At 45.1% G+C, this 19,478-nt stretch carries 14 protein-coding genes; 7 read left to right on the forward strand and 7 right to left on the reverse strand.

The window, feature by feature from the left end; translation table 11 throughout:
- Positions 1-90: 90 nt before the first annotated feature.
- Entirely contained in the window at positions 91-1,413 is a 1,323-nt protein-coding gene (locus tag OO774_RS20215; RefSeq protein WP_264906216.1) for an MFS transporter, read from the forward strand.
- 553 nt (positions 1,414-1,966) lie between these two features.
- Here OO774_RS20215 and OO774_RS20220 read toward each other — a convergent pair.
- The 3 genes from OO774_RS20220 to OO774_RS20230 form a co-directional block, all read right to left on the reverse strand.
- Positions 1,967-2,932: a nuclear transport factor 2 family protein gene (locus OO774_RS20220; RefSeq protein ID WP_264906218.1), complete on the reverse strand. Its 966-nt coding sequence runs from the start codon at positions 2,930-2,932 to the stop codon at positions 1,967-1,969.
- A 118-nt stretch (positions 2,933-3,050) separates the two neighbouring features.
- Positions 3,051-4,130, reverse strand: a complete 1,080-nt coding sequence (locus tag OO774_RS20225) for an alkene reductase (protein WP_264906219.1) — start codon at positions 4,128-4,130, stop codon at positions 3,051-3,053.
- A gap of 9 nt (positions 4,131-4,139) precedes the next feature.
- Positions 4,140-5,135, reverse strand: a complete 996-nt coding sequence (locus tag OO774_RS20230) for an LLM class flavin-dependent oxidoreductase (RefSeq protein WP_264906221.1) — start codon at positions 5,133-5,135, stop codon at positions 4,140-4,142.
- Between the two features lie 161 nt (positions 5,136-5,296).
- Between OO774_RS20230 and OO774_RS20235 the strand changes: the two genes are divergently transcribed.
- The 4 genes from OO774_RS20235 (at position 5,297) to OO774_RS20250 (ending at position 10,962) form a co-directional block, all read left to right on the forward strand.
- Complete coding sequence (locus OO774_RS20235; protein WP_264906222.1) at positions 5,297-6,019, forward strand: hypothetical protein; 723 nt, start codon at positions 5,297-5,299, stop codon at positions 6,017-6,019.
- A 14-nt stretch (positions 6,020-6,033) separates the two neighbouring features.
- The gene (locus tag OO774_RS20240; protein ID WP_264906223.1) at positions 6,034-6,945 is read left to right on the forward strand and encodes a LysR family transcriptional regulator; all 912 of its coding nucleotides are present in this window, start codon (positions 6,034-6,036) and stop codon (positions 6,943-6,945) included.
- Positions 6,946-7,643: 698 nt separating this feature from the next.
- On the forward strand, positions 7,644-9,371 hold the full coding sequence (locus OO774_RS20245; protein WP_264906224.1) for a S8 family serine peptidase: 1,728 nt from the start codon (positions 7,644-7,646) through the stop codon (positions 9,369-9,371).
- Positions 9,313-10,962 carry a PA domain-containing protein gene (locus OO774_RS20250; protein ID WP_264906226.1) on the forward strand — a complete coding sequence of 550 codons (1,650 nt, stop codon included), beginning with the start codon at positions 9,313-9,315 and terminating at the stop codon, positions 10,960-10,962. The genes OO774_RS20245 and OO774_RS20250 overlap by 59 nt, the downstream gene beginning before the upstream one ends.
- Positions 10,963-11,050: 88 nt before the next feature.
- On the opposite strand, the gene OO774_RS20255 is transcribed toward OO774_RS20250, so the two are convergent.
- The 4 genes from OO774_RS20255 to soxR all read right to left on the reverse strand — a co-directional run bounded on the left by OO774_RS20255 (position 11,051) and on the right by soxR (position 14,969).
- A complete protein-coding gene (locus tag OO774_RS20255; protein ID WP_264904009.1) occupies positions 11,051-12,379 on the reverse strand; it encodes an IS4 family transposase in 1,329 nt (442 codons plus the stop codon).
- A 201-nt stretch (positions 12,380-12,580) separates the two neighbouring features.
- Positions 12,581-13,312: a prephenate dehydratase domain-containing protein gene (locus tag OO774_RS20260; protein WP_264906228.1), complete on the reverse strand. Its 732-nt coding sequence runs from the start codon at positions 13,310-13,312 to the stop codon at positions 12,581-12,583.
- A 242-nt stretch (positions 13,313-13,554) separates the two neighbouring features.
- Positions 13,555-14,346 carry a CLCA_X family protein gene (locus tag OO774_RS20265; RefSeq protein ID WP_264908670.1) on the reverse strand — a complete coding sequence of 264 codons (792 nt, stop codon included), beginning with the start codon at positions 14,344-14,346 and terminating at the stop codon, positions 13,555-13,557.
- 161 nt (positions 14,347-14,507) lie between these two features.
- The gene (gene soxR / locus OO774_RS20270) at positions 14,508-14,969 is read right to left on the reverse strand and encodes a redox-sensitive transcriptional activator SoxR (RefSeq protein WP_264906230.1); all 462 of its coding nucleotides are present in this window, start codon (positions 14,967-14,969) and stop codon (positions 14,508-14,510) included.
- 160 nt (positions 14,970-15,129) lie between these two features.
- Between soxR and OO774_RS20275 the strand changes: the two genes are divergently transcribed.
- Both OO774_RS20275 and OO774_RS20280 read left to right on the forward strand, forming a co-directional pair.
- A complete protein-coding gene (locus OO774_RS20275) occupies positions 15,130-16,266 on the forward strand; it encodes an efflux RND transporter periplasmic adaptor subunit (RefSeq protein WP_264906232.1) in 1,137 nt (378 codons plus the stop codon).
- Positions 16,267-16,276: 10 nt separating this feature from the next.
- Positions 16,277-19,357, forward strand: a complete 3,081-nt coding sequence (locus OO774_RS20280; protein ID WP_264906234.1) for an efflux RND transporter permease subunit — start codon at positions 16,277-16,279, stop codon at positions 19,355-19,357.
- Positions 19,358-19,478: the final 121 nt, after the last annotated feature.

Here is a 19,478-nt window from a genome sequence, read left to right on the forward strand (position 1 = left end):
AACGTAAAAACACAAACAAAAGAACATGCAAGGAGAGCACAATGAACAACGAATTCCAGCATCTTACCAACTCAAAAGGGGGAGCTGCGTATGAGTAATATTAATGTCAATGAAGCTGTCGACAACGCGAAATTTAACCAATTCCATTGGAAAGTACTTTTTTGGTGTACTTTGATTATCATTTTTGATGGTTATGATCTTGTTATATATGGCGTTGTTTTGCCTAAATTAATGAGTCAGTGGGGCCTGGATCCCTATGTTGCAGGCATGCTGGGAAGCGCCGCATTGTTTGGTATGATGTTTGGCGCAATGGGTTTCGGCATGTTATCGGACAAACTTGGCAGGAAAAAGACCATTCTGATGTGTGTGGTACTGTTTAGTGCAGTTAGCGCGATTAATGGTTTAGCTAGCACGCCATGGCAGTTCGGAATTCTGCGTTTTATTGCTGGTTTGGGTATAGGTGGCGTGATGCCTAACGTCGTTTCACTAATGACAGAATACTCACCGAAAAAAAGCCGGAGTACATTAGTTGCGTTAATGTTTTCTGGTTATGCTGTCGGCGGGATGATGTCAGCAGGGCTGGGGATTTGGATCGTACCTCGCTTCGGTTGGGAGATTATGTTTTTCCTTGCTGCGGTCCCGCTGGCATTGCTTCCGCTGATGATTAAATATCTACCGGAATCACTGACCTTCCTCGTCACGCAGAACCGTGAGCAAGAGGCCCGAGAGCTACTCGCGAAAGTAGAACCTAACTGCGATATTAATCAAGACTCAGTACTTTTTGTCTCATCAGCCGAAAAAGCAAAAGCTCCGGTATTAGAACTATTTCGTGACGGACGAATGTTTAGTACCTTGATGTTCTGGACGGCGTTTTTCTGTTGTTTATTGATGGTTTATGCACTAGGTTCTTGGCTGCCAAAATTGATGTCCGTGGCTGGCTATGGATTAAGTTCAAGTCTGATGTTCCTAATGATACTCAATGTCGGTGCGATTATCGGAGCCGTTGGTGGTGGATGGCTTGCGGATAGATTCTCTTTACGCTCTGTACTGGTATGTTTCTTTATTCTTGGATCTGTTTCTCTGGTCATGCTTGGCTACAATAATCCAACTTGGGTGCTTTATACTCTTGTAGGCATCGCTGGCGCTGCAACGATCGGTTCGCAGATTCTGCTGTATGCGTATGTGGCTCAATACTACCCAACAAACATCCGATCTACAGGCTTAGGCTGGGCATCTGGCGTTGGTCGTAATGGCGCCATTTTTGGTCCTATGGTGGGGGGTACACTTTTAGCTATGGCTCTTCCACACCAAGTAAACTTCCTGGTCCTTGCGATTCCGGGGATCATCGCGACTATTTCGATGATTTTAGTTGACCGTAACTTTAGTAGTAAGCCACTTTCTGTTGAGGCTTAATTAGAAAGGCATTGGCCCGGCACGCACATGTGCCGGGACTTTTATTTTGATGATAGTGATCTACGTGATTTCAGTTTCTTTGTCAGCGATAATCTGCCTGCTCTAAGAATCCTCTGATATTAATAAACTTATTATGTGCTTTGAGAATGAAACAAGGTTCAAATAAAAATCTCAACATACAAAAACTTATCCTAAAGATAGCGGTGAAAATCAAACTCTAAATCAATTTTGTCCATCATCGATTCAACCAGATCTGAGCTGAATCATTTGTGCCCCATTCTATTTCAGCCACCGAATCCATGCCTAGGGCAATACTGCTACTTTGCCTTAAAATTTCTACTATCAGTATTAAGTCTTTATTGGATAGTGAAAGATGGATCTGGGTAAACGAGTATTAGCAAATTTGGGGTAGTGAATGAATCACTACCCCCGACTATGTAAAATTACATCTTGTGAATTTCGGTGATGTACGTTACTGCAACGTTTTGTGCAAAATTCGGCACGTCAGCAAATATTTTCTTAGATATAAATTGAGATATGAATTCGTGAAGTGTTAAGCGGTTGCATTACCGATATCAAACTCAGGGGTGTTATTAACGCTGAACCAACCGGGACGATAATCTGTCCAGCAAAAATTCCATTGGCCTGATTCCATCTTTCTGGCAAGAAGTTGATAATGAGCACCGTAAAGCGTATTGCCTGCTTCATCGAGAGGTCTTTCAGGAATAATGCGTGCGACAATCATTTTTACATGTTTACCGTCGTCCTCTTCTTCATAGCGGACAACTTCTGCAAAATGTTGCCAGACCGATGCGAGATGACGGAAGTTTTTGAGTGTCCCAATGGCCTGATCCCGACCTGAAAGGTTGCCTACGGGCGCGAAACCACCGGAGATGTCTTCACTGTAAGAGGCTTTTAGTAGGCCCATATCATTTTGATCGACCGAAAACGCGTAACGGTAGTAAAGTTCCTCCAGAGCTTCTTGCAGGTTTTCTGGTGGTGGAACATCAGGCATAACTGTCCAAGGGGAATGTAATTCACTCACCAGCGCCGGAGCTTTAAACCCCATTTCCCAGCCGTGTTCTCCCGGTAGGTTCTGCCAGTGTGGGACCTGATTAGTATTCCCTTTGGACCAGTTTATGACTAACCGGATGGTATCGATACACCAACGATCATTGACCTTCGATAACTGTACGACTTGTGCGCTACCAAAAAGAAACAGGTTTCGATTGCTATTACCGAGTAAACCGAACGAGTAAAAACTCGCTACCGCATGTTCACTGTCCGTCGCCACATATAAGTTGGTCAACTTGCCTTGCATAGGGCTATTGGCAGTATCTTGTTTTAATTTCTCGGTAATGTCAGTAAAGCCTTCTGCATTACCGTGATGACTACTGAAAAGGTGACTATCGTGACTAAAATCTTCAAATTTCAAGTCACCATCGCCAGTCATCCAGAATGTGGTTAATCGTGTCATAAGCTGTTTGACTACTGCACGATCAGTAGGATGATTTATCATGGTTGCTCCATGTTTGGTATCGTTTTTAGACGGGCTCGCTATATCATTAAGCAAATAGAGCGGGCCCGAATTGAAAATTTAATTTGGTATGCTCTCGATGTTATGAACGCTTGGGTTATCAGCCTTGGAAATTAGGGAAATCGGTATATCCGGCTTCTCCACCGCCGTAAAACGCTTCTCGGGTGAATTCTGCTAAAGGCCAGTCATTTTTGAGTCGTTCAACTAAATCCGGGTTAGCGATAAATGGCGTACCAAGCGCGGCCATATCAATAAGATTGTCGTTGAGCAGAACTTCCGCATTGTCTTTATTCAGCCCTCCAGCAGCAATCAAGACACCTTTATAAGTCCGGCGAATTTTGGGTAAAAGCCCTGACGATAGGGTTTCGTGTTCCAGGCTAAGATGAAGATAGGCACAGTTTCGTTCTTCCATCGCCTTAGCGACAAACAAATACGTTACCTCAGTGTCTGATTGAGCTGGCATTTCCTGACCACGATGGAAAGGAGATAAGCGAACGCCGGTTCTTTCTTCTCCTATTTCATCAATAACCGCATCAAGCGTTTCCAGTAGAAAACGAGCACGGTTTTCTACAGATTTTCCGCCATAAGCATCCGTTCTGTTATTTAATGAACTGTTTAGAAATTGCTCGAATAAGTAACCATTTGCGGCATGAATTTCTACGCCATCAAAACCGGCAGCAATTGCATTCGCGGCGGCGGCACGAGAATCGTCGATAATTTCTTCAATTCCCTGCTCGCTAAGGGCAATGGGTTCGCTGGCAGGTAATCGGTCTGGGTTACCATTTGCATCATAACCAAAGGCAGTACCACCCTGTATCGACACAGAACTGACGGGGGATGATCCCTCTGGTTGAATTGATGTGTGAGAAACTCGACCTACGTGCCATAGTTGAGCAAAAATGCGACCCCCTTTGTTATGCACAGCGCGGGTGACTTTGCTCCAACCATCAATTTGTTCCTGGGAGTAAATACCCGGAGTAAATAAGTAACCATTACCTTGGCGTGATACAGGCGTGCCTTCAGAAATAAGTAATCCTGCACTCGCACGTTGCGCGTAGTATTCTGCGGTCATCTCGTCTGCGACACCATTCTGAGCACGAGATCGAGTCATCGGAGCCATCGCAATTCGGTTAGTTAAGGGAAGACCTGAAAGTGACAGCGCGGTGAATAATTTACTCATTTTAGTCCCTTACAGCCAAGCATCAGCAATGACTTGGTGAGAGTAGATGCGTGCTTCTGGATCATGGATCCAAGAGTTGACCATGATTTCATCGGCACCCGTACGTGTTACCAAATCATCGAGACGCTGGCGAATCTCCTGTTTGGAACCCCAGATAGACTCTCTTAGCTGATTCTTAATTTGTACGGCTTCCATTGGACTCCAGATAGTGTTCATGTCATCCACAGGTTTCGGCAAGAATTGTTCTACGCCACGACCTAGTGAAAGGAACTTTTGTAGTTCGGTTGTTGCCAGGTATTCAGCTTGCTCTTGTGTATCAGCACCAACCGCATTAATACAAACAATGACATACGGTTCTGGGAATTGTTCAGATGGCTGATAATTTTTGCGGTAATGACTAATCGCTGCTTGCATCGCGTCGGGTGCAAAGTGTGCAGCAAATGCTAAAGGTAGGCCTTTTTGTGCTGCTAGTTGAGCGCTGAATGTACTTGAGCCTAATAGCCATAATGGGACTGGTGACCCCGCACCAGGTACCGCTTTGAGCGACTCAGTGGCACTTTCCTTAGAGAAGAAATACTGCAACTCTTCCAACATTTCAGGAAAATCTATGCCCTTTGCGGTGACATCTCTTCTCAGTGCGCGAGCGGTTTGCATATCAGTACCAGGAGCACGACCAAGACCAAGATCGACTCGTCCCGGATAAAGAGCATCAAGCGTTGCAAACTGCTCAGCGACAATCAGTGGGGCATGGTTGGGTAGCATCACACCACCGGAACCAATACGAATAGAATTGGTTTTCTCACCAATGTGGCTGAGGATAACTGACGTTGCTGCACTGGCAATGTCTTTCAGGTTATGGTGCTCTGCTACCCAGTAACGGTTGAAACCCGCTTTTTCCGCAGCTTGCGCTAGGCGAGTGCTGTTAGCTATGGCTTCACTAACAGAGAAACCTTCTCCGATTGGCACTAAATCTAATACCGATAGGGGGACTTTTTTATCTGACATCTACTTTCTCCAAATACGTTTTTGTTATATTCGGCAAGCATTGTCTGTGTAAATTCTCGCTCGATAAACAAGCCCGGAGTACACTTTATGTAGAAAAAAATTCTACAATAAACATGTTATCGTCTACGCCGAATGTAATTTATGTGTTGAGATAACCGATTATGAATAACGATCATTTTCCCCTGCGTGATGAATTGGCGATAAAAGAAGCCATCCATCACTGGTTTGCGTTTTTCGAGGGAGAGACAGTGCCCACATACTCTCAACTCGCGCTATTTGATGACGAGATTGAGCTAATACATGCTGGTCAGCATCTGTTAGCCAAAGGGAAAGAAGAAATGCAGCAGTGGCTGGATTCGATTCCACCTGAATTTAGTTCTCACTTTGTGGAAGAGATGACAGTAGAAAGAGTAAAAGCGGGCATTTATCAGGTTTCGTGGCAAACGCCATACCAATCTATTAGAGAGAATGGTGCTGTCGGTGGTGCAATTATTCGCTATCAAACTCTGGTTCGTATTTCACAGTCAGGCGTGGCTAAATTTGTTGTTATTCAAAAAACGCCCTTTAAAAACAACCCTGAGACGGTGTTTCACGAAAGCTTTCGTGAACATCGGGCTAGTGCGTTATCTTGTCGTTTACAAAGATGGCTGGAATCCAATGAAACGGCTTTACCAGCAACAATTAACGCATTGGGTGAAGCTTCGCAAATGCTATTAAATATCCAACAAATGTCTGGAGATAAAAAACTAAGCTTGCAGAGCTCTGGTGATGGTGAGAATCCAGGTTTATTGATGGCCACAGAAGCGGAGACTTATTATCTGTCCTTACAGCAACAGCCTGATTGGTATCCGGTTATTGCTAGTGTTGTAGCAATTCAGAAATAGTTAAAGGAAACAGTGTGCAAAAATCAGATAGTCTTGGAGGAATAACGGCTTTTGTAACAACGGCGAAAACGGGTAGTTTTACAGCCGCTGGCGAACGTTTGGGGTTAACAAAATCTGCGGTTGGTAAATCCGTTGCTCGATTAGAAGAGCGGCTTGGAATTACTTTGTTTAACAGAACGACCCGTAGCTTGAGCTTAACGGCGGATGGTGAACGCTATCTGGCCAGTTGTCAGAATGCACTACAAATTCTTGAACAAGCAGAGCAGGAACTTACATCACATATTATGCGTCCTGCTGGGCGATTAAGAGTTGATCTGCCAGCCGCTTTTGGTCGTAAGCGCCTGCTACCCATTTTGCTCGACATGGCTAATAAGTACCCGGAACTCAAGCTCACGCTTTCTTTTGATGAACGTTATGTGGATATTATCGAACAAGGAATCGACCTGGTAGTGCGTATTGGTGAGCTGGAAGACAGCAGCACACTGGTTGCTCGTCGTCTGACGACACAAAAACTGGTGGTGTGCGCATCTCCCCATTACTTAAACTTTCATGGCACACCTCAAACTCCGGGTGATTTGGCTAGCCATAGAACCGTTGTTGGCTTTCGTCGCAATCAACCATTCTCCTGGTTGTTGAAAAATAACCAAGGAGTGTTAAGTCGTTTTACTCCTGCAGTAACTCATGAATTTGCAGACGGTGATGCTATGTTAAGTGCGGTGTTAAATGGTGCCGGATTATCACAACTACCACGCTGGTTAGTCGGACAATATATTGATAGCGGTGAATTGGTCACTGTGTTGGATGATTATGGTGGCGGTGAAATTCCAATTCACGTTGTTTGGCCGAAAAGCGGTCAGTTATTACCGAAGATCCGTTATGTTGTTGACGAGTTGGTACAAAAAGCACAACAAGGCTGGTTGGATTAAGTGTCTGCATTGATATCAATCTGCATTCTAAGCTTCCCCTTCTGTCAATCGTATCTTGAGCCTTAACACGTGGCGCTTATGCGCTTTCCAGTTGATGGATTACCATTGGGCGCAGGCACCAATGAGGGAGGGGATATTTATCAACATAGAGTTATATAACCATATTATTAAAATGCCATGCGATATAGTCTTGTTAGTTACAATAGAGCTAAGCAAGTTTGAATGAGTAATGTGATTATGCGTTTAAAACTGTCATTCTTATTTTTCAACCAATATTACATCTAATAAATTGACCCTTGTTCAGAAATTTTCATAATCAAGAGGTTATCTTCGGTGAGTTTATTATGCATTAGTAGTTATATTAAACGGTGGGCTTATCTCAATGAATATTGTTTTATTTTTAATTATTTTCAATAAATACAAATGTTTATGTTGATTTATTGTCTGTATTTTTTGTGGTTAATTTTAAATTTACCAATATCTAATTAGTGTTTAAAACGCTCCGTTATTAATATTTTTGTCCCACCTTAAAGCTGTAAAGTTTACCTTTCGTTTACCTAAAAAAAGTAATGTGTTAATAATTTATCGCCTTATTCGCAGGGCGATATTCTCTGCGTTTTAAATGAAATGGATTTGGTTCGTTGCCACTGGGAAATAAAGGCATTCGAAAATTAAAAAATTAAGCAATAAGGAAATGTATGAGTAGTCGCTTTAAGCGCAGCAAAGTTGCTGTGCATTGTTTGGCGTTATTAGGGGCAAGCCTGTCACTTTGTGTTCAAGCCGAAACGGAATTGGCTGTGGCGCAAGATGGGGCTAAAGGGGTTGAATTTACCCTTATTACTGGTGACAAAGTCAGTGCTGTTGTAAGCAATACCGGTGAACTCGGTGGTATTCGCATGCTGAATAAAGACGGTGTGGAAATTGTTACTTCTGTGTTCAAACGTGGTAAAGATACTTACTTGGTGCCAGCAAAGGCACAACCTTTCGTTGATTCACGTGTCATTGACTTAGAATTGTTTAATATCAATAAGTTATACAAATCTGGTTATGATGATGCAAGCACAGACCATCTTCCGGTAATTATTGAATACCCCGACGGTTCGCTTGCAGGCGCTGCAACACCGACGGTTATTGAGGGGACGTCATTAACTGGTGAAATCGAATTAATCGACAGCGCATCATTTGGTATCGCAAAAGATAAAGCCGAAGCGGTATGGGAAAACCTGACACAAGACGGACGTATCGAAGGCGTTTGGCTAGATGCGGTGATCTACGGTCACAAACAATCTGTTGGCACGACATTGACACCGACAGTGCCTTTAACGGGCGCATGGGGTAACGCGGCCAATGCATTTAATGGTGAAGGTGTCACAGTAGCGGTATTGGATACTGGTTACGATGTCGAGCACAATGATCTACAGGGTCAAGTCATTAGCTCAAAAGACTTTTCATATTCTTCAAATGGCGTTGATGATTTAAATGGTCACGGCACGCATACTGCTTCTACCATTGCTGGTACAGGATATGAGTCGAATGGCTACTGGGCAGGTATGGCGCCGGGTGCTGATCTACTGATCGGTAAAGTGCTGAGTAACAGCGGTGGTGGTAGTACCTCCGGTATTATCAACGGCATGATCTGGGCCGTTGAAAGTGGTGCTGACATTGTCAATATGTCACTGGGTGGCTCAGCAACGGCTTGTGAAGGGCCAATGGTTAATATCGTTGAAGCATATAGAGACAAAGCTCTGTTTGTTATCTCAGCCGGTAACAGCTATACCCGTGAAACGGTTGGTTCACCGGGTTGTGCGCCAAGTGCTTTGACTGTAGCAGCACTGGATCGTGATAACCAAACGGCAATGTTCTCTTCACGCGGTCCGTCACCTGATGGTCATTCTGCCAAACCAGATATCGGCTCACAAGGTGTTGATGTCATGGCTGCAGCATCGGGTGGTGTTGGTAGTAATGCTTATCGCTCTTTGTCTGGTACATCAATGTCAGCTCCTCACGTTGCAGGTGGTGCTGCGATTGTATTGCAGGCTCGTCCTGAACTGTCTCCGGTACAACTGAAACGCGTTCTGACTTCTTCAGTATTTGACAATGACAGCCATGTACTAGAGCAAGGTGCAGGCCCGATGGATGTGAACCGCGCAATTACTCAACCTGTAATTGCCGCGCCAAACGTTGAGCTTGGTCGATTTGTTGATGTGTCATCAGCGAGCAGTGTAGACGCGTATGTGACGCTGACCAACATCAGCAACAGTGACGTAAGTTATAAATTGAGTATGGATCTGATTGGTGAAGATGGTAAAACAAAATTACCAGCGACGGTGGCTGGTTTAGGTATTAAATCAGTGACGGTACCTGCGAATGGTTCAGTGGATGTCCCTGTATGGATTGAACCACAAGTGGCACTACGCACTGGATGACCACAAAGTAGCGAAGCTGGCTGCGATTGATTTAATGCCGGATTATGTCGAAAACATGTATCTGTGGTCACAAGGTCACGACAGCCGTTTCCGTTCATTTGTGTCTACTCATGCAACAGCGCCAGAAACTGTCATGACGATGGAAAATGGTCAGAAGTTACACACCGTAGCACAAGGTCTGGCCGTTGGTTTTGATGGTAAAGGCACGGCAGAAGTAGTACCTGTTGGTGAAGGTGGTTATTCTACAGACTGGAACCAGTTTGACTTGGCAGGCAAAATTGCTCTGTTCCAGAACCCTTACTACATAACGTCGTACATGGTGAAAAGTGCACTGGATCGCGGTGCAATTGGCGTGCTTTTCTATCGTCCGGGTACTAATGGTCGTTATAAAACAGCGATAACCGGTATTCCAACGAAACCTGTGGTTGGTTTAAGTGCTGAAGAAGGTGAAGTACTATTTGCTGAAGTTCAACAAGGTCGCAATAAGGTAAGCTGGTCGGGTACATCCGTTGATAGAACGCCTTATACTTATCAACTGCACCACATTACAGAGGGTCACAACAAAGGTGGCTTAATTCGCGTGCATGATAAGGACTTGTATCACATCAGTGCGGCGTATCACGCGCAAGGTGAAGAGCGCCCTGTGTTCCGTGACATGATGGCGCAAACTAACAGCACTGGTGAGTTTTATTCAACGGGTAGTCCACAAATGTTGATTGCACCGGTTGTACGTGACGAATACTACACAGCAACCAGTAAAAACACCTGGACTAACGTTGTTATGCAGGGTAGCCGTATTCAATCGGATGGTGCCTACTTTGACGGTCCGCGAATTATGCCTGCTGGCGGGGAAGAAGAAACAACCTGGCTGAAAGGACCAAAAGGTGCGAGCTTGAATACGAGTTACTACTCAGTAGGCAGCCGTGATACTAATTTGATCTCGTGGAACTTTGCACAGTTTGGTGATGCGTCTGGTCATGATGCGATTGCAGGTCAAAATGGCAACTCTGCTTATGGGTTGTGGGTGAACGGTGAGAGTACGTACATGACTGCAGGTACCTTAACCGTGCCAGTGGAAAGTGCAGAAGTACGTCTAGAGCTGCGAAATTATAACCGTGGTGTCGAGGATCGTTCACCGATTGGTGACAAGCTAGGTTCATTCTATCAGGGTATCTTTACCTTTATGACGGATCAAAGCATGCAAGGTGCACAGCCTATCCTGGTACCACAAATTGATGTCCCGGCGGATATCAACAACAGCCATCCTGCGGGTGAGCCAGCAAAAGTAGTTCTATCGGGTGTAATGGATAACCATGACACGGTTAACTTGGCAGAAGCGACTTTGCAATACGCTTATGGTCAGGAATGTCTATTGAGCTATGTGTATGCTTATTCATATTGTCCGGTGAGCAACAAACTGAATGAATCAGATTGGGTTGACGCAGAAGTGGCTTATGAAGATGGCCAGTGGGTTGCTACGGTACCAAATAACGCTGAAGCCGGTGAATTTGTTCACTTGCGTGTTCTGATGAGCGATGAAGGCACCAGCTCAGCGCAAGTAACAACTTTGCGTGCTTACCAGCTGAAGTAACACTTGTCTACAAGACCTAATGTGTCACTCCTTGGCACAATGTGGTTTTCAATACAGCAATAAAAAAGCCCCGTAAGGGTAATGCCAGTCAGTTAAGCTGACTGGCATTCTTTTTATTAGGGTATTTTCTGACTTTTGCTTTGACGGCCCTCGGGTATATCCGATCTTCTCGTTTGATAGGCAATACATGGTGAGAGGTCTCTTCTATCAAGTGAGTGATCCTCTTTGGTATCGTTCCTGCTGATTCTAGCCAGAAGCCATGGATTAGATGAATAATGGCGTGAGCACAAGTCGTGAAACTCAGTTGGTTTGGATATAAACCAGGTATGCTGGAGGCCATGTTAACCATCTGATACCTCAGTATATTGTAGGCTAAAAGCAGTCCCCATAACTCTTGGCGAACCATCTCTGGCTTTTTACTTCTTAGTGTAAATTCATTTTTAAGAAGCGCTGATTTCATTTCTCTGTAACCTACCTCTATCTCCCAACGATGGCTATACAAGTCCGTTATTTCTGAACTTGGGTAACGCATTGCGTCTGTCATGGATGTGAAGATATTGACCTCTTTCCCTTTGATTGTTCGAGTTATCAGTCGTACTTGTATGGCTTCTGGTAGGTCTGGGAACTTTTTCCTGGCTTGAGGGTTAGATTTCAACTCAACAAGCTTGTCGTTTCTTCCAAGTTTACTTATTACCGTGTATTGAGTCCCTTTTCTCATGGGGATCATCCAGTGACGCTCGCGACCAGTGCAAGCCCAGCGATTCAACAGACCAAGCGAGAAAAAGCCTCTATCGAACATCGTTAAACTATTGTCTGGAGTGGTTTCGATTAGGTTTTCTGCCAGCTTCATTTCATTCGTTTTATAGCTATCGAAAGCACTAGCAATAAGCATATGACTGGTCACTTCCATCTGACATACCATGCGAACTTGAGGAAAGCTCGCGTCGCCATTCTGATTTGAAGGGGCTTTGAAGGCCTGTCGATTTTCATCACTATCCGGCGTTCTCCAAAGCACACCATCGACGGCAAGCAACTTCAACCCTGACCATGTGGGGTGTTGTGCCTCTTGATTCCAAAGCCTTTGACTCTGATGAAAAACTTGCTTTACCGCTTCATCTCCTAGTCGTTGTCTAGCTTGAACAATAGCGCTTGGGGCTACCAACGATTTCTTACCTGGTAGCATCAGTTGGGCTTTTGACACAATGCTCCATAAAGGCTCTTGTCGATACAAAGACATGGCAATCACAGACCAGACAGCCATATCAAGGGGGATTCGACGCTTACGAATAGTTGCTACACCAGTAGTTTCAAGGCATTGGTTAATAAAATCGGGGGAGAGAATATCACTTAGCTTTCCCAGCTGTTCAGTGTTTGGTGCATAGCGATTAGCAAGTGATAAGGCTGTAGTTAATTGCAAAAGAAAAAGCTCTAAGATTGAATTCTTAGAGCCTTTATAAACGAGTTGGAGGATCGTTCAACCGATCATTTATTGCTTAACTGATCGGCATTACCCGTAAGGGGCTTTTTTGCTAAACATTACTACAATATGACATTGTTTGACGACTAGCGATATTTCAACCATTCACTCCCAACATCAGTTGGCAAAGTGAAATTGGTCTTACTGGCTGACTTTCGCCAACTTCTTACCCATCTCAATCGCTGCTGCGAGCTCTTTTCTGGCCTGTGTTTCGCTGATAGCCTCACCGCGCGGCTCAACTTTCATCAGCAGAAATGAGGTTTTGTTGTTTTTGTTATCCTGAACACCTTTCTCAACCACTTCCAAATCGGTATAGACGGTATCAAGCACACAAGCACCGATAGCCGCCGTTCCGACTGGTAGTTCACGCTCTGCAACCTGCCTTGCTGCTGCGGCTGTTCCTTCTGGGACTTCCAGTTCTTTCGGCTGGAAACCCGCTTTCCAGGCGTTAATCTGCTTCAGGGCTGCGGGATGTGAGGCTATCATGGTGATGGCCGTATCATTAGCCACATCCTCATGGTTCATCAAGACACACATTTCTATTGGTGTGGTGATGAATGCCTTAATATCGACCAATCGGTATTGCTGAAAGGCTTCCACTGTGGCCTGCACTAAGCGACCATCAATAGTGCTGTTCTCGACCGCACTAAAAGCAAGAGCATCGTTGTCGATAGATTGTCTGAAGGTATTGCTTGGCGTACCCGCAAACGTTACAGAGGCACTCAGTGATGGTTGCTGTTCAAAAAGCTTTGTAATGGCAGCATCGTTGAAGCTCCCTTCCGATGCCTGGGCAAAAATTGGTTCACTGCCAAATGTGAAAGTTGAAAATATAAGCGTGGAGGTGGCAATGGCGAGCCCTAGCGGTTTTAACATCCGTATTTCCTTTACAATATGTGGAGTAGAAGTGGTTTAGTATGATAATTTTATCCCACTGAGTTTATTAACCTTATCACCAATTTATGGCCTGAGTGGTTGGTATTATAAATTTTGTAGGTATGGATTGAGTACTACTTAAGAGTTTTACCTTGGTTATTAGATGGTTGCAAGCAATCGTGAGCCGAGGACAATAACCAAAGGGGGGAAGGCTATTAACGATCATAAATGCCACTTCTTAGCTATCGACTTAATGCGTCACCGAGGGGGCGAAAGTATGCTTGTAATGCATCATTTATGATTTGTCGATGGTTTAGATCTGGATACAAATCGAAGTTTTCAGACCTTGTGGTACCTGAGACCAAATACGTGTTTTCGATACCGGAGCACGACTCCACCACTGCCTCAAAAGCTCGAGCCATCATCTCTGTAGGCTGTGAAAAATAATTCGAGCCTAATGCTTTATCTGCTATGACACTTCGTGAGACATAATCGTGTTTATCCTGACCGTCACCACTGAGTAGAGTCGAATCAAAAACCTCAAGTAACCTTTCGTTTAAAGGGTGTGGAAAATGGTTCACACTTCTTAACCAGCAATCACTTGCGAACAGAATTTTTTGCTGAGGACCGGAACGATCTCCAATATCAAATGCCTTGTCAGCGATGTAGTGATCGAAAGCGTGCCAAAACTCGTGAGCAAGTGCACCTGCTCCCGCATTTTTCGCCAATGCCAGTTCTCGCTGATTAGGTGCGTAGTGAGCCTGAACGCCTTTACTACCGCCAGTACCAAAAGCCAGATTCAGGTTTCCTCGCAGACCGATTGCTCGTGGCGGTAAAGCCAATATATAAGCCAGGTCTGCCAAAGAATCGAATATTAAATTCGCGGCGAGGTCTTTTTCCTCAGAGTTAACCCATTTACCGATACGAATACTACCGATCCCAAAGGTCTCTTTGATATCCATGAAAGACACCTGGTCTCCGTGACGATAATCGGGACCTTTGCGAGTTTTGTATTTAAAGCTTGTTAACTGCAAGGTATTCCTCAGGCGTGGCACTCTACGAGCTGCCATCAGCTCGATTCAAATTCTCATAAATCAATTATACATAAATAACTGACGCAGACAGAGACTGGAGAAAAACAGACCGTCGCTGATGATTACTGACGTCCAATGACACAAATTTACGTGCAGTCTCGTCAAGGGCGTTCGAGTATGTGTGCTCCAGAGCCTTTTTCAGACAACACATCTTCGGGGTTTCTCAGTGGGCAATCTTTAAGTGAAAGGCATCCACAACCGATACAACTATCCATTTCATCGCGTAATCGCTCTAATCTTTTGATGCGTTCGTTTAACCCTTCGCGCCATTTCTCGGAAATGTTTTTCCATTGCGATGCGGTTAACTTGTCTTTGTTCTGAAGGCTGTTAAGCGTTTCACCCACTTCTTCCAGTGACATTCCTACTCGCTGCGCAACACGAATAATAGCAATGTACCGCAAAGTAACTGCTGGGTATTGACGGTGGTTACTGGCGTTACGTGTTGAGGAGATCAGATTTTTCGATTCATAAAAATGTACTGCTGGAACCGAGATACCACTTCTCTTTGATACTTCACCAACACTTAATAACCTGTCCGGCGCAAAGCTGTTTGAATCAGTCATACCCTTACCTAAAGTTAACTTTATGATCAGTGTAGGCAATCTACTTTCTATCTCTATACATTTCAATAAAAAGTGCAACAAACCTATTGACCTAAAGTTAACTTTAGGGATTACGATGCATTCACTTTTAGGTTTCACATGTTTTTTTAGAGGTTAAAAAGTGAATAGTTCTCCTCCCCAAACAACAGCTAAGCAGGGCACTAATTGGAAGGTTTTTATTGTCGTGCTCGTCGTTATCGCTCTAATTAGTACAGGTTTATGGTACTGGAAAGCAGTTAAGAACAGTAATGCAGGCGGCTGGGCTGGCGGTGGACCGATTGATGTCGTCGCAACAACGATAAAAGTAAGTTCTGCTCCTGTAACCATTCAGGCGCTAGGTGAAGTTAGGGCGGTGCAACAGGTCACTCTGGCTTCACAAGTGGCTGGTCGTGTGTCAAAAATTCATTTTGAATCAGGTCAGCAAGTGGAGGCGGGCACTTTGCTTGTGCAGTTAGACAATGCACCGGAGCGAGCCGATCTCGCCGCAGCGATCGCCACGACAAAATTTGCTACGGCACAACTTAAACGGGCCAAGGAGCTGGTTAAAACGCAAGCGATGTCAACTGAGACACTCCAGCAAAGGCAAGCGGAGTTTGATAAGGCTGCTGCGCAAGTAGAGCAAATTAAAGCGCGAATGAGCCAGTTACGTATTATCGCGCCATTTAGTGGGGAAATTGGTTTACGTCAGATTGATCTCGGTGAATACATCAACCCGGGAGATAAAGCGGCCACACTTACTGCGCTTGATTCTGTGTATGTGAATTTTGATGTCCCTCAACAGGAACTGGCGAGAATCAGTGTCGGACAGTCGGTATCTATATTTAGTGAAATTGCAAGTGACACAAGGATTGACGCGAATATAACGGCCATCGAGCGACAAGTTAATCGAAATACACGCAACGTTACGATTCAAGCAAAAGTACAAAACACACAGCAATTGTTGTATCCGGGTATGTATGTGACGGTAAATGTGAACTTACCTGATGAGCCTGACGCTCTAATTCTTCCCAACACTGCGGTAATGACCTCATCAAACGGCAATACCGTTGCTATCGTACGCGATATATCGGCAGAGGGGGTAGGTTCAGGCGACATCGTCCCTGTTCAAGTTAGTCGTCGGATAGGTGAAAAAGTGATCATAGATAAAGGCTTGCAGCCTGGTGACGTGGTGGTTACTGAAGGACAACTCCGCGTTCGCCCCGGCGCTCAGCTTCGTGTGATCGAACGAGCTACTACGCTCGAACAAGCCGCGATGTGAGAGGTATATCATGTCTTTTACTGATTTATTTATTAAGCGTCCAATACTGTCGATTACCTTAAGTATTCTTATTTTATTGACAGGTATTGCGTCTATTTTTTCTCTTCCAATGCGACAATACCCTGCAATGGAAAGCGCTACAATTCTGGTGACCACGAATTACCCTGGGGCTTCTCAGGAGGTGATGCAAGGTTTTATCACATCGCCAATTTCACAGGCCGTCGCGAGTGCTAGTGGCATTGAGTACCTCACATCCACCTCAACCATGGGCAAAAGTGAAATTCGTGCCAAGCTTGTTCTCAATGCCGATTCTGATAAAGCATTGACGGAAGTGATGGCACGCGTACAGCAAGTTAAATACCGTATGCCAAGTGGCGCTTCTGACCCAGTGATAAACAAAATCACAGATGGCGTTTCAGCGGTGCAGTACGTGAACTTTGCCAGTAGCCAGCACACGATACCTGAAATAACGGATTATATTTCCCGTGTTGCTCAACCTTTGATTACGTCGGTGCCTGGGGTTGCATCCGTTGACATTAACGGCGGCCAGACCTATGCCATGCGTTTGTGGCTTGATCCTAACAAGATGGCGGCTAGAGAGGTGACTGCGTCAGATTTAAGCGCCGCGCTTCGAGCCAACAATGTTCAGGCGGCACCAGGCACGTTGCGTGATAGCCAAACGGTTATGCCCATTACCGCAGCAACCGATTTAAGAAGCGTTCAAGATTTCAGAGATATGGTGATCAAACGTGACGATAATAGTGTTGTTCGAGTAAAAGATATTGCAACGGTTGAATTGGGCGGTCAAAGCTCTGACTCATCGTTCTTTGGTAGCGGTGAGCGTGTCGCTTCTTTGGCTATTACACCGACTCCCGATGGTAATCCGTTAGAAATCGTAGCAGGCGTTAATGAGTTGTTGCCTCAACTGCAAAGCTCTGCGCCTCCAGGACTAAAAATCACCAATATTTTCGACACTGCGCGCTTTGTAAACGCAGCCATTGATGAGGTCATGAAAACCTTATTGGAAGCCGTACTCATTGTGGTTGTGGTTATCTTTCTTTTCTTGGGTACGTTCCGGGCTGTGATTATCCCGATAGTAACGATTCCTCTCTCTTTGGTTGGCGCGGCAATACTTATGTCGATGTTTGGTTTTTCAATCAACCTGCTTACCTTATTAGCCATGGTGCTCGCGATCGGCTTGGTGGTGGATGACGCTATTGTCGTTGTGGAAAACATTCACCGACATATTGAAGAGGGCAAGTCGCCAGTCGCGGCTTCTTTATTGGGCGCGCGAGAAATTGTCTGGCCAGTCATAGGGATGACGGTCACGCTTGCCGCTGTATATGCGCCAATCGGTCTTATGGGCGGGGTGACTGGGGCACTGTTTAAAGAGTTTGCTTTTACGTTAGCAAGTTCTGTGATTGTCTCTGGTGTGGTGGCATTAACTCTATCTCCGATGATGAGTAGCTATATGCTCAATGCCAAAATGTCTGAAGGGCGTCTTGCACAAGCTATTGATCGCACAATGACTGGACTGGCAGAGCGCTACGGACGCGTCTTGGGACATGTTTTGCATGCTAAAGCGGCAGTTTTACTGGTCTGTTTGACGATTTTTGCCGGTATTATCGTCTTGTTTATGGGTGTGAAACATGAATTAGCACCTGGAGAAGATCAGGGTTACGTTTTTGTTCAGACAAAAGCGCCTCAATATGCGAGCGTAGATTACACCGAACGCAGTACATTGGCGGTCGAGGCGATATTCCGTCAACTTCCTGATTATCAAGCGAGCTTTTTTGGCAACGGCTTCGGAGGGCAAAACAGTGCGTTTGGTGGTGTTGTTCTCGCACCATGGGATGAACGCAAAATGACATCCAATGAAGTGGAGGGAATGATAAATGGTCAAACGGGCAAGGTTACTGGTGCGTTTGCAACTGCTTTCCAACCTGCTCCTTTGCCTGCTGGTAGTGGTGGTTTTCCTGTGCAAATGATCATTCGTGCGCCAACGGAGTTTTCTGAGTTGTACGAGGCAACAGAAGCCATTAAAGGGGCGGCATGGGGCAGTGGTCTTTTTGCCTTTGTCGACAGTGACTTGGCATTTGATAGCCCACAGGCTCAAGTAAAGATTAATGCGGCTAAAGCTGGAGAGATGGGCGTCTCCATGAGTGAAGTGGCAGATACGCTAGCAGTGTTGGTCGGCGAAAACTATATCAACCGTTTTAACTGGTTTGACCGCTCTTACGATGTGATTGCCCAAGTGCCGCAGAGCGAGCGTCAGAATCCGGGAGATCTGAAAGGGTACTACGTACGTTCGCAATCGGGTGAGATGGTGTCGTTGTCTACGGTTGTGGATGTGGTCGTTGAGCCTCAAGCGAATCGTTTACCGCAGTTCAATCAGATGAACGCGGTTACTTTATCTGCTGTGCTCATGCCAGGAGTGACAATGGGGCAAGCAGTGGAATTCCTCAAAGCACAACCACTGCCAGCTGGAGCACAAATTGACTGGATGTCTGACAGTCGACAGTTTGTACAAGAGGGTAATCGACTGGTTATGTCTTTTGGCTTTGCGCTTATCGTTATCTTTCTTGTTCTATCGGCACAGTACGAGAGTTTCAAAGACCCGCTGGTCATTCTTGTGACCGTTCCCTTAGCTATTTGTGGTGCCTTGGTTCCACTATGGTTAGGTTACGCCACGATGAATATTTATACCCAGATTGGGCTGGTGACCTTAATTGGTCTTATTTCCAAGCACGGGATCCTAATGGTTTCTTTTGCCAACGATATTCAAAAGCATGAAGGGCTTGCTCCAATGGATGCGATGCTCAAAGCTGCCATGATCAGGATGCGTCCTGTACTTATGACAACGGCCGCAATGGTCTCTGGACTTATTCCTCTGATGTTTGCGTCTGGTGCTGGCGCTGCAAGCCGACATTCAATTGGCGTTGTTGTGGTAACTGGTTTATTAATCGGTACATTCTTTACGCTATTTGTGTTGCCAACCATTTACACATTATTGGCTGGTGATCACCGAGCATCGGCAGAATCTAAGCGTAACCGTGAGTTAGCTGAAGGGTTATCTACATACGGATCTTAATTTATGTAAATCTATTGATGATTGCGAACTAACAAATGGATAGGTGAGCAATCATTAAACAGAAATAGGCAAAGGGTTTTCGTACCTTTTCACATAACATATCCGTAGGGACTTTTTATCG

It is taken from the genome of Vibrio sp. STUT-A11, assembly GCF_026000435.1.
Classification (GTDB): domain Bacteria; phylum Pseudomonadota; class Gammaproteobacteria; order Enterobacterales; family Vibrionaceae; genus Vibrio.

Coding starts and splice junctions, on each gene's coding strand:
- OO774_RS20245 (WP_264906224.1), top strand. CDS start 7,644: ATGAGTAGTCGCTTTAAGCGCAGCAAAGTTGCTGTGCATTGTTTGGCG.
- OO774_RS20220 (WP_264906218.1), bottom strand. CDS start 2,932: ATGATAAATCATCCTACTGATCGTGCAGTAGTCAAACAGCTTATGACA.
- OO774_RS20235 (WP_264906222.1), top strand. CDS start 5,297: ATGAATAACGATCATTTTCCCCTGCGTGATGAATTGGCGATAAAAGAA.
- OO774_RS20250 (WP_264906226.1), top strand. CDS start 9,313: ATGGTTCAGTGGATGTCCCTGTATGGATTGAACCACAAGTGGCACTAC.
- OO774_RS20225 (WP_264906219.1), bottom strand. CDS start 4,130: ATGAGTAAATTATTCACCGCGCTGTCACTTTCAGGTCTTCCCTTAACT.
- OO774_RS20215 (WP_264906216.1), top strand. CDS start 91: ATGAGTAATATTAATGTCAATGAAGCTGTCGACAACGCGAAATTTAAC.
- OO774_RS20230 (WP_264906221.1), bottom strand. CDS start 5,135: ATGTCAGATAAAAAAGTCCCCCTATCGGTATTAGATTTAGTGCCAATC.
- OO774_RS20280 (WP_264906234.1), top strand. CDS start 16,277: ATGTCTTTTACTGATTTATTTATTAAGCGTCCAATACTGTCGATTACC.
- OO774_RS20260 (WP_264906228.1), bottom strand. CDS start 13,312: ATGTTAAAACCGCTAGGGCTCGCCATTGCCACCTCCACGCTTATATTT.
- soxR (WP_264906230.1), bottom strand. CDS start 14,969: ATGACTGATTCAAACAGCTTTGCGCCGGACAGGTTATTAAGTGTTGGT.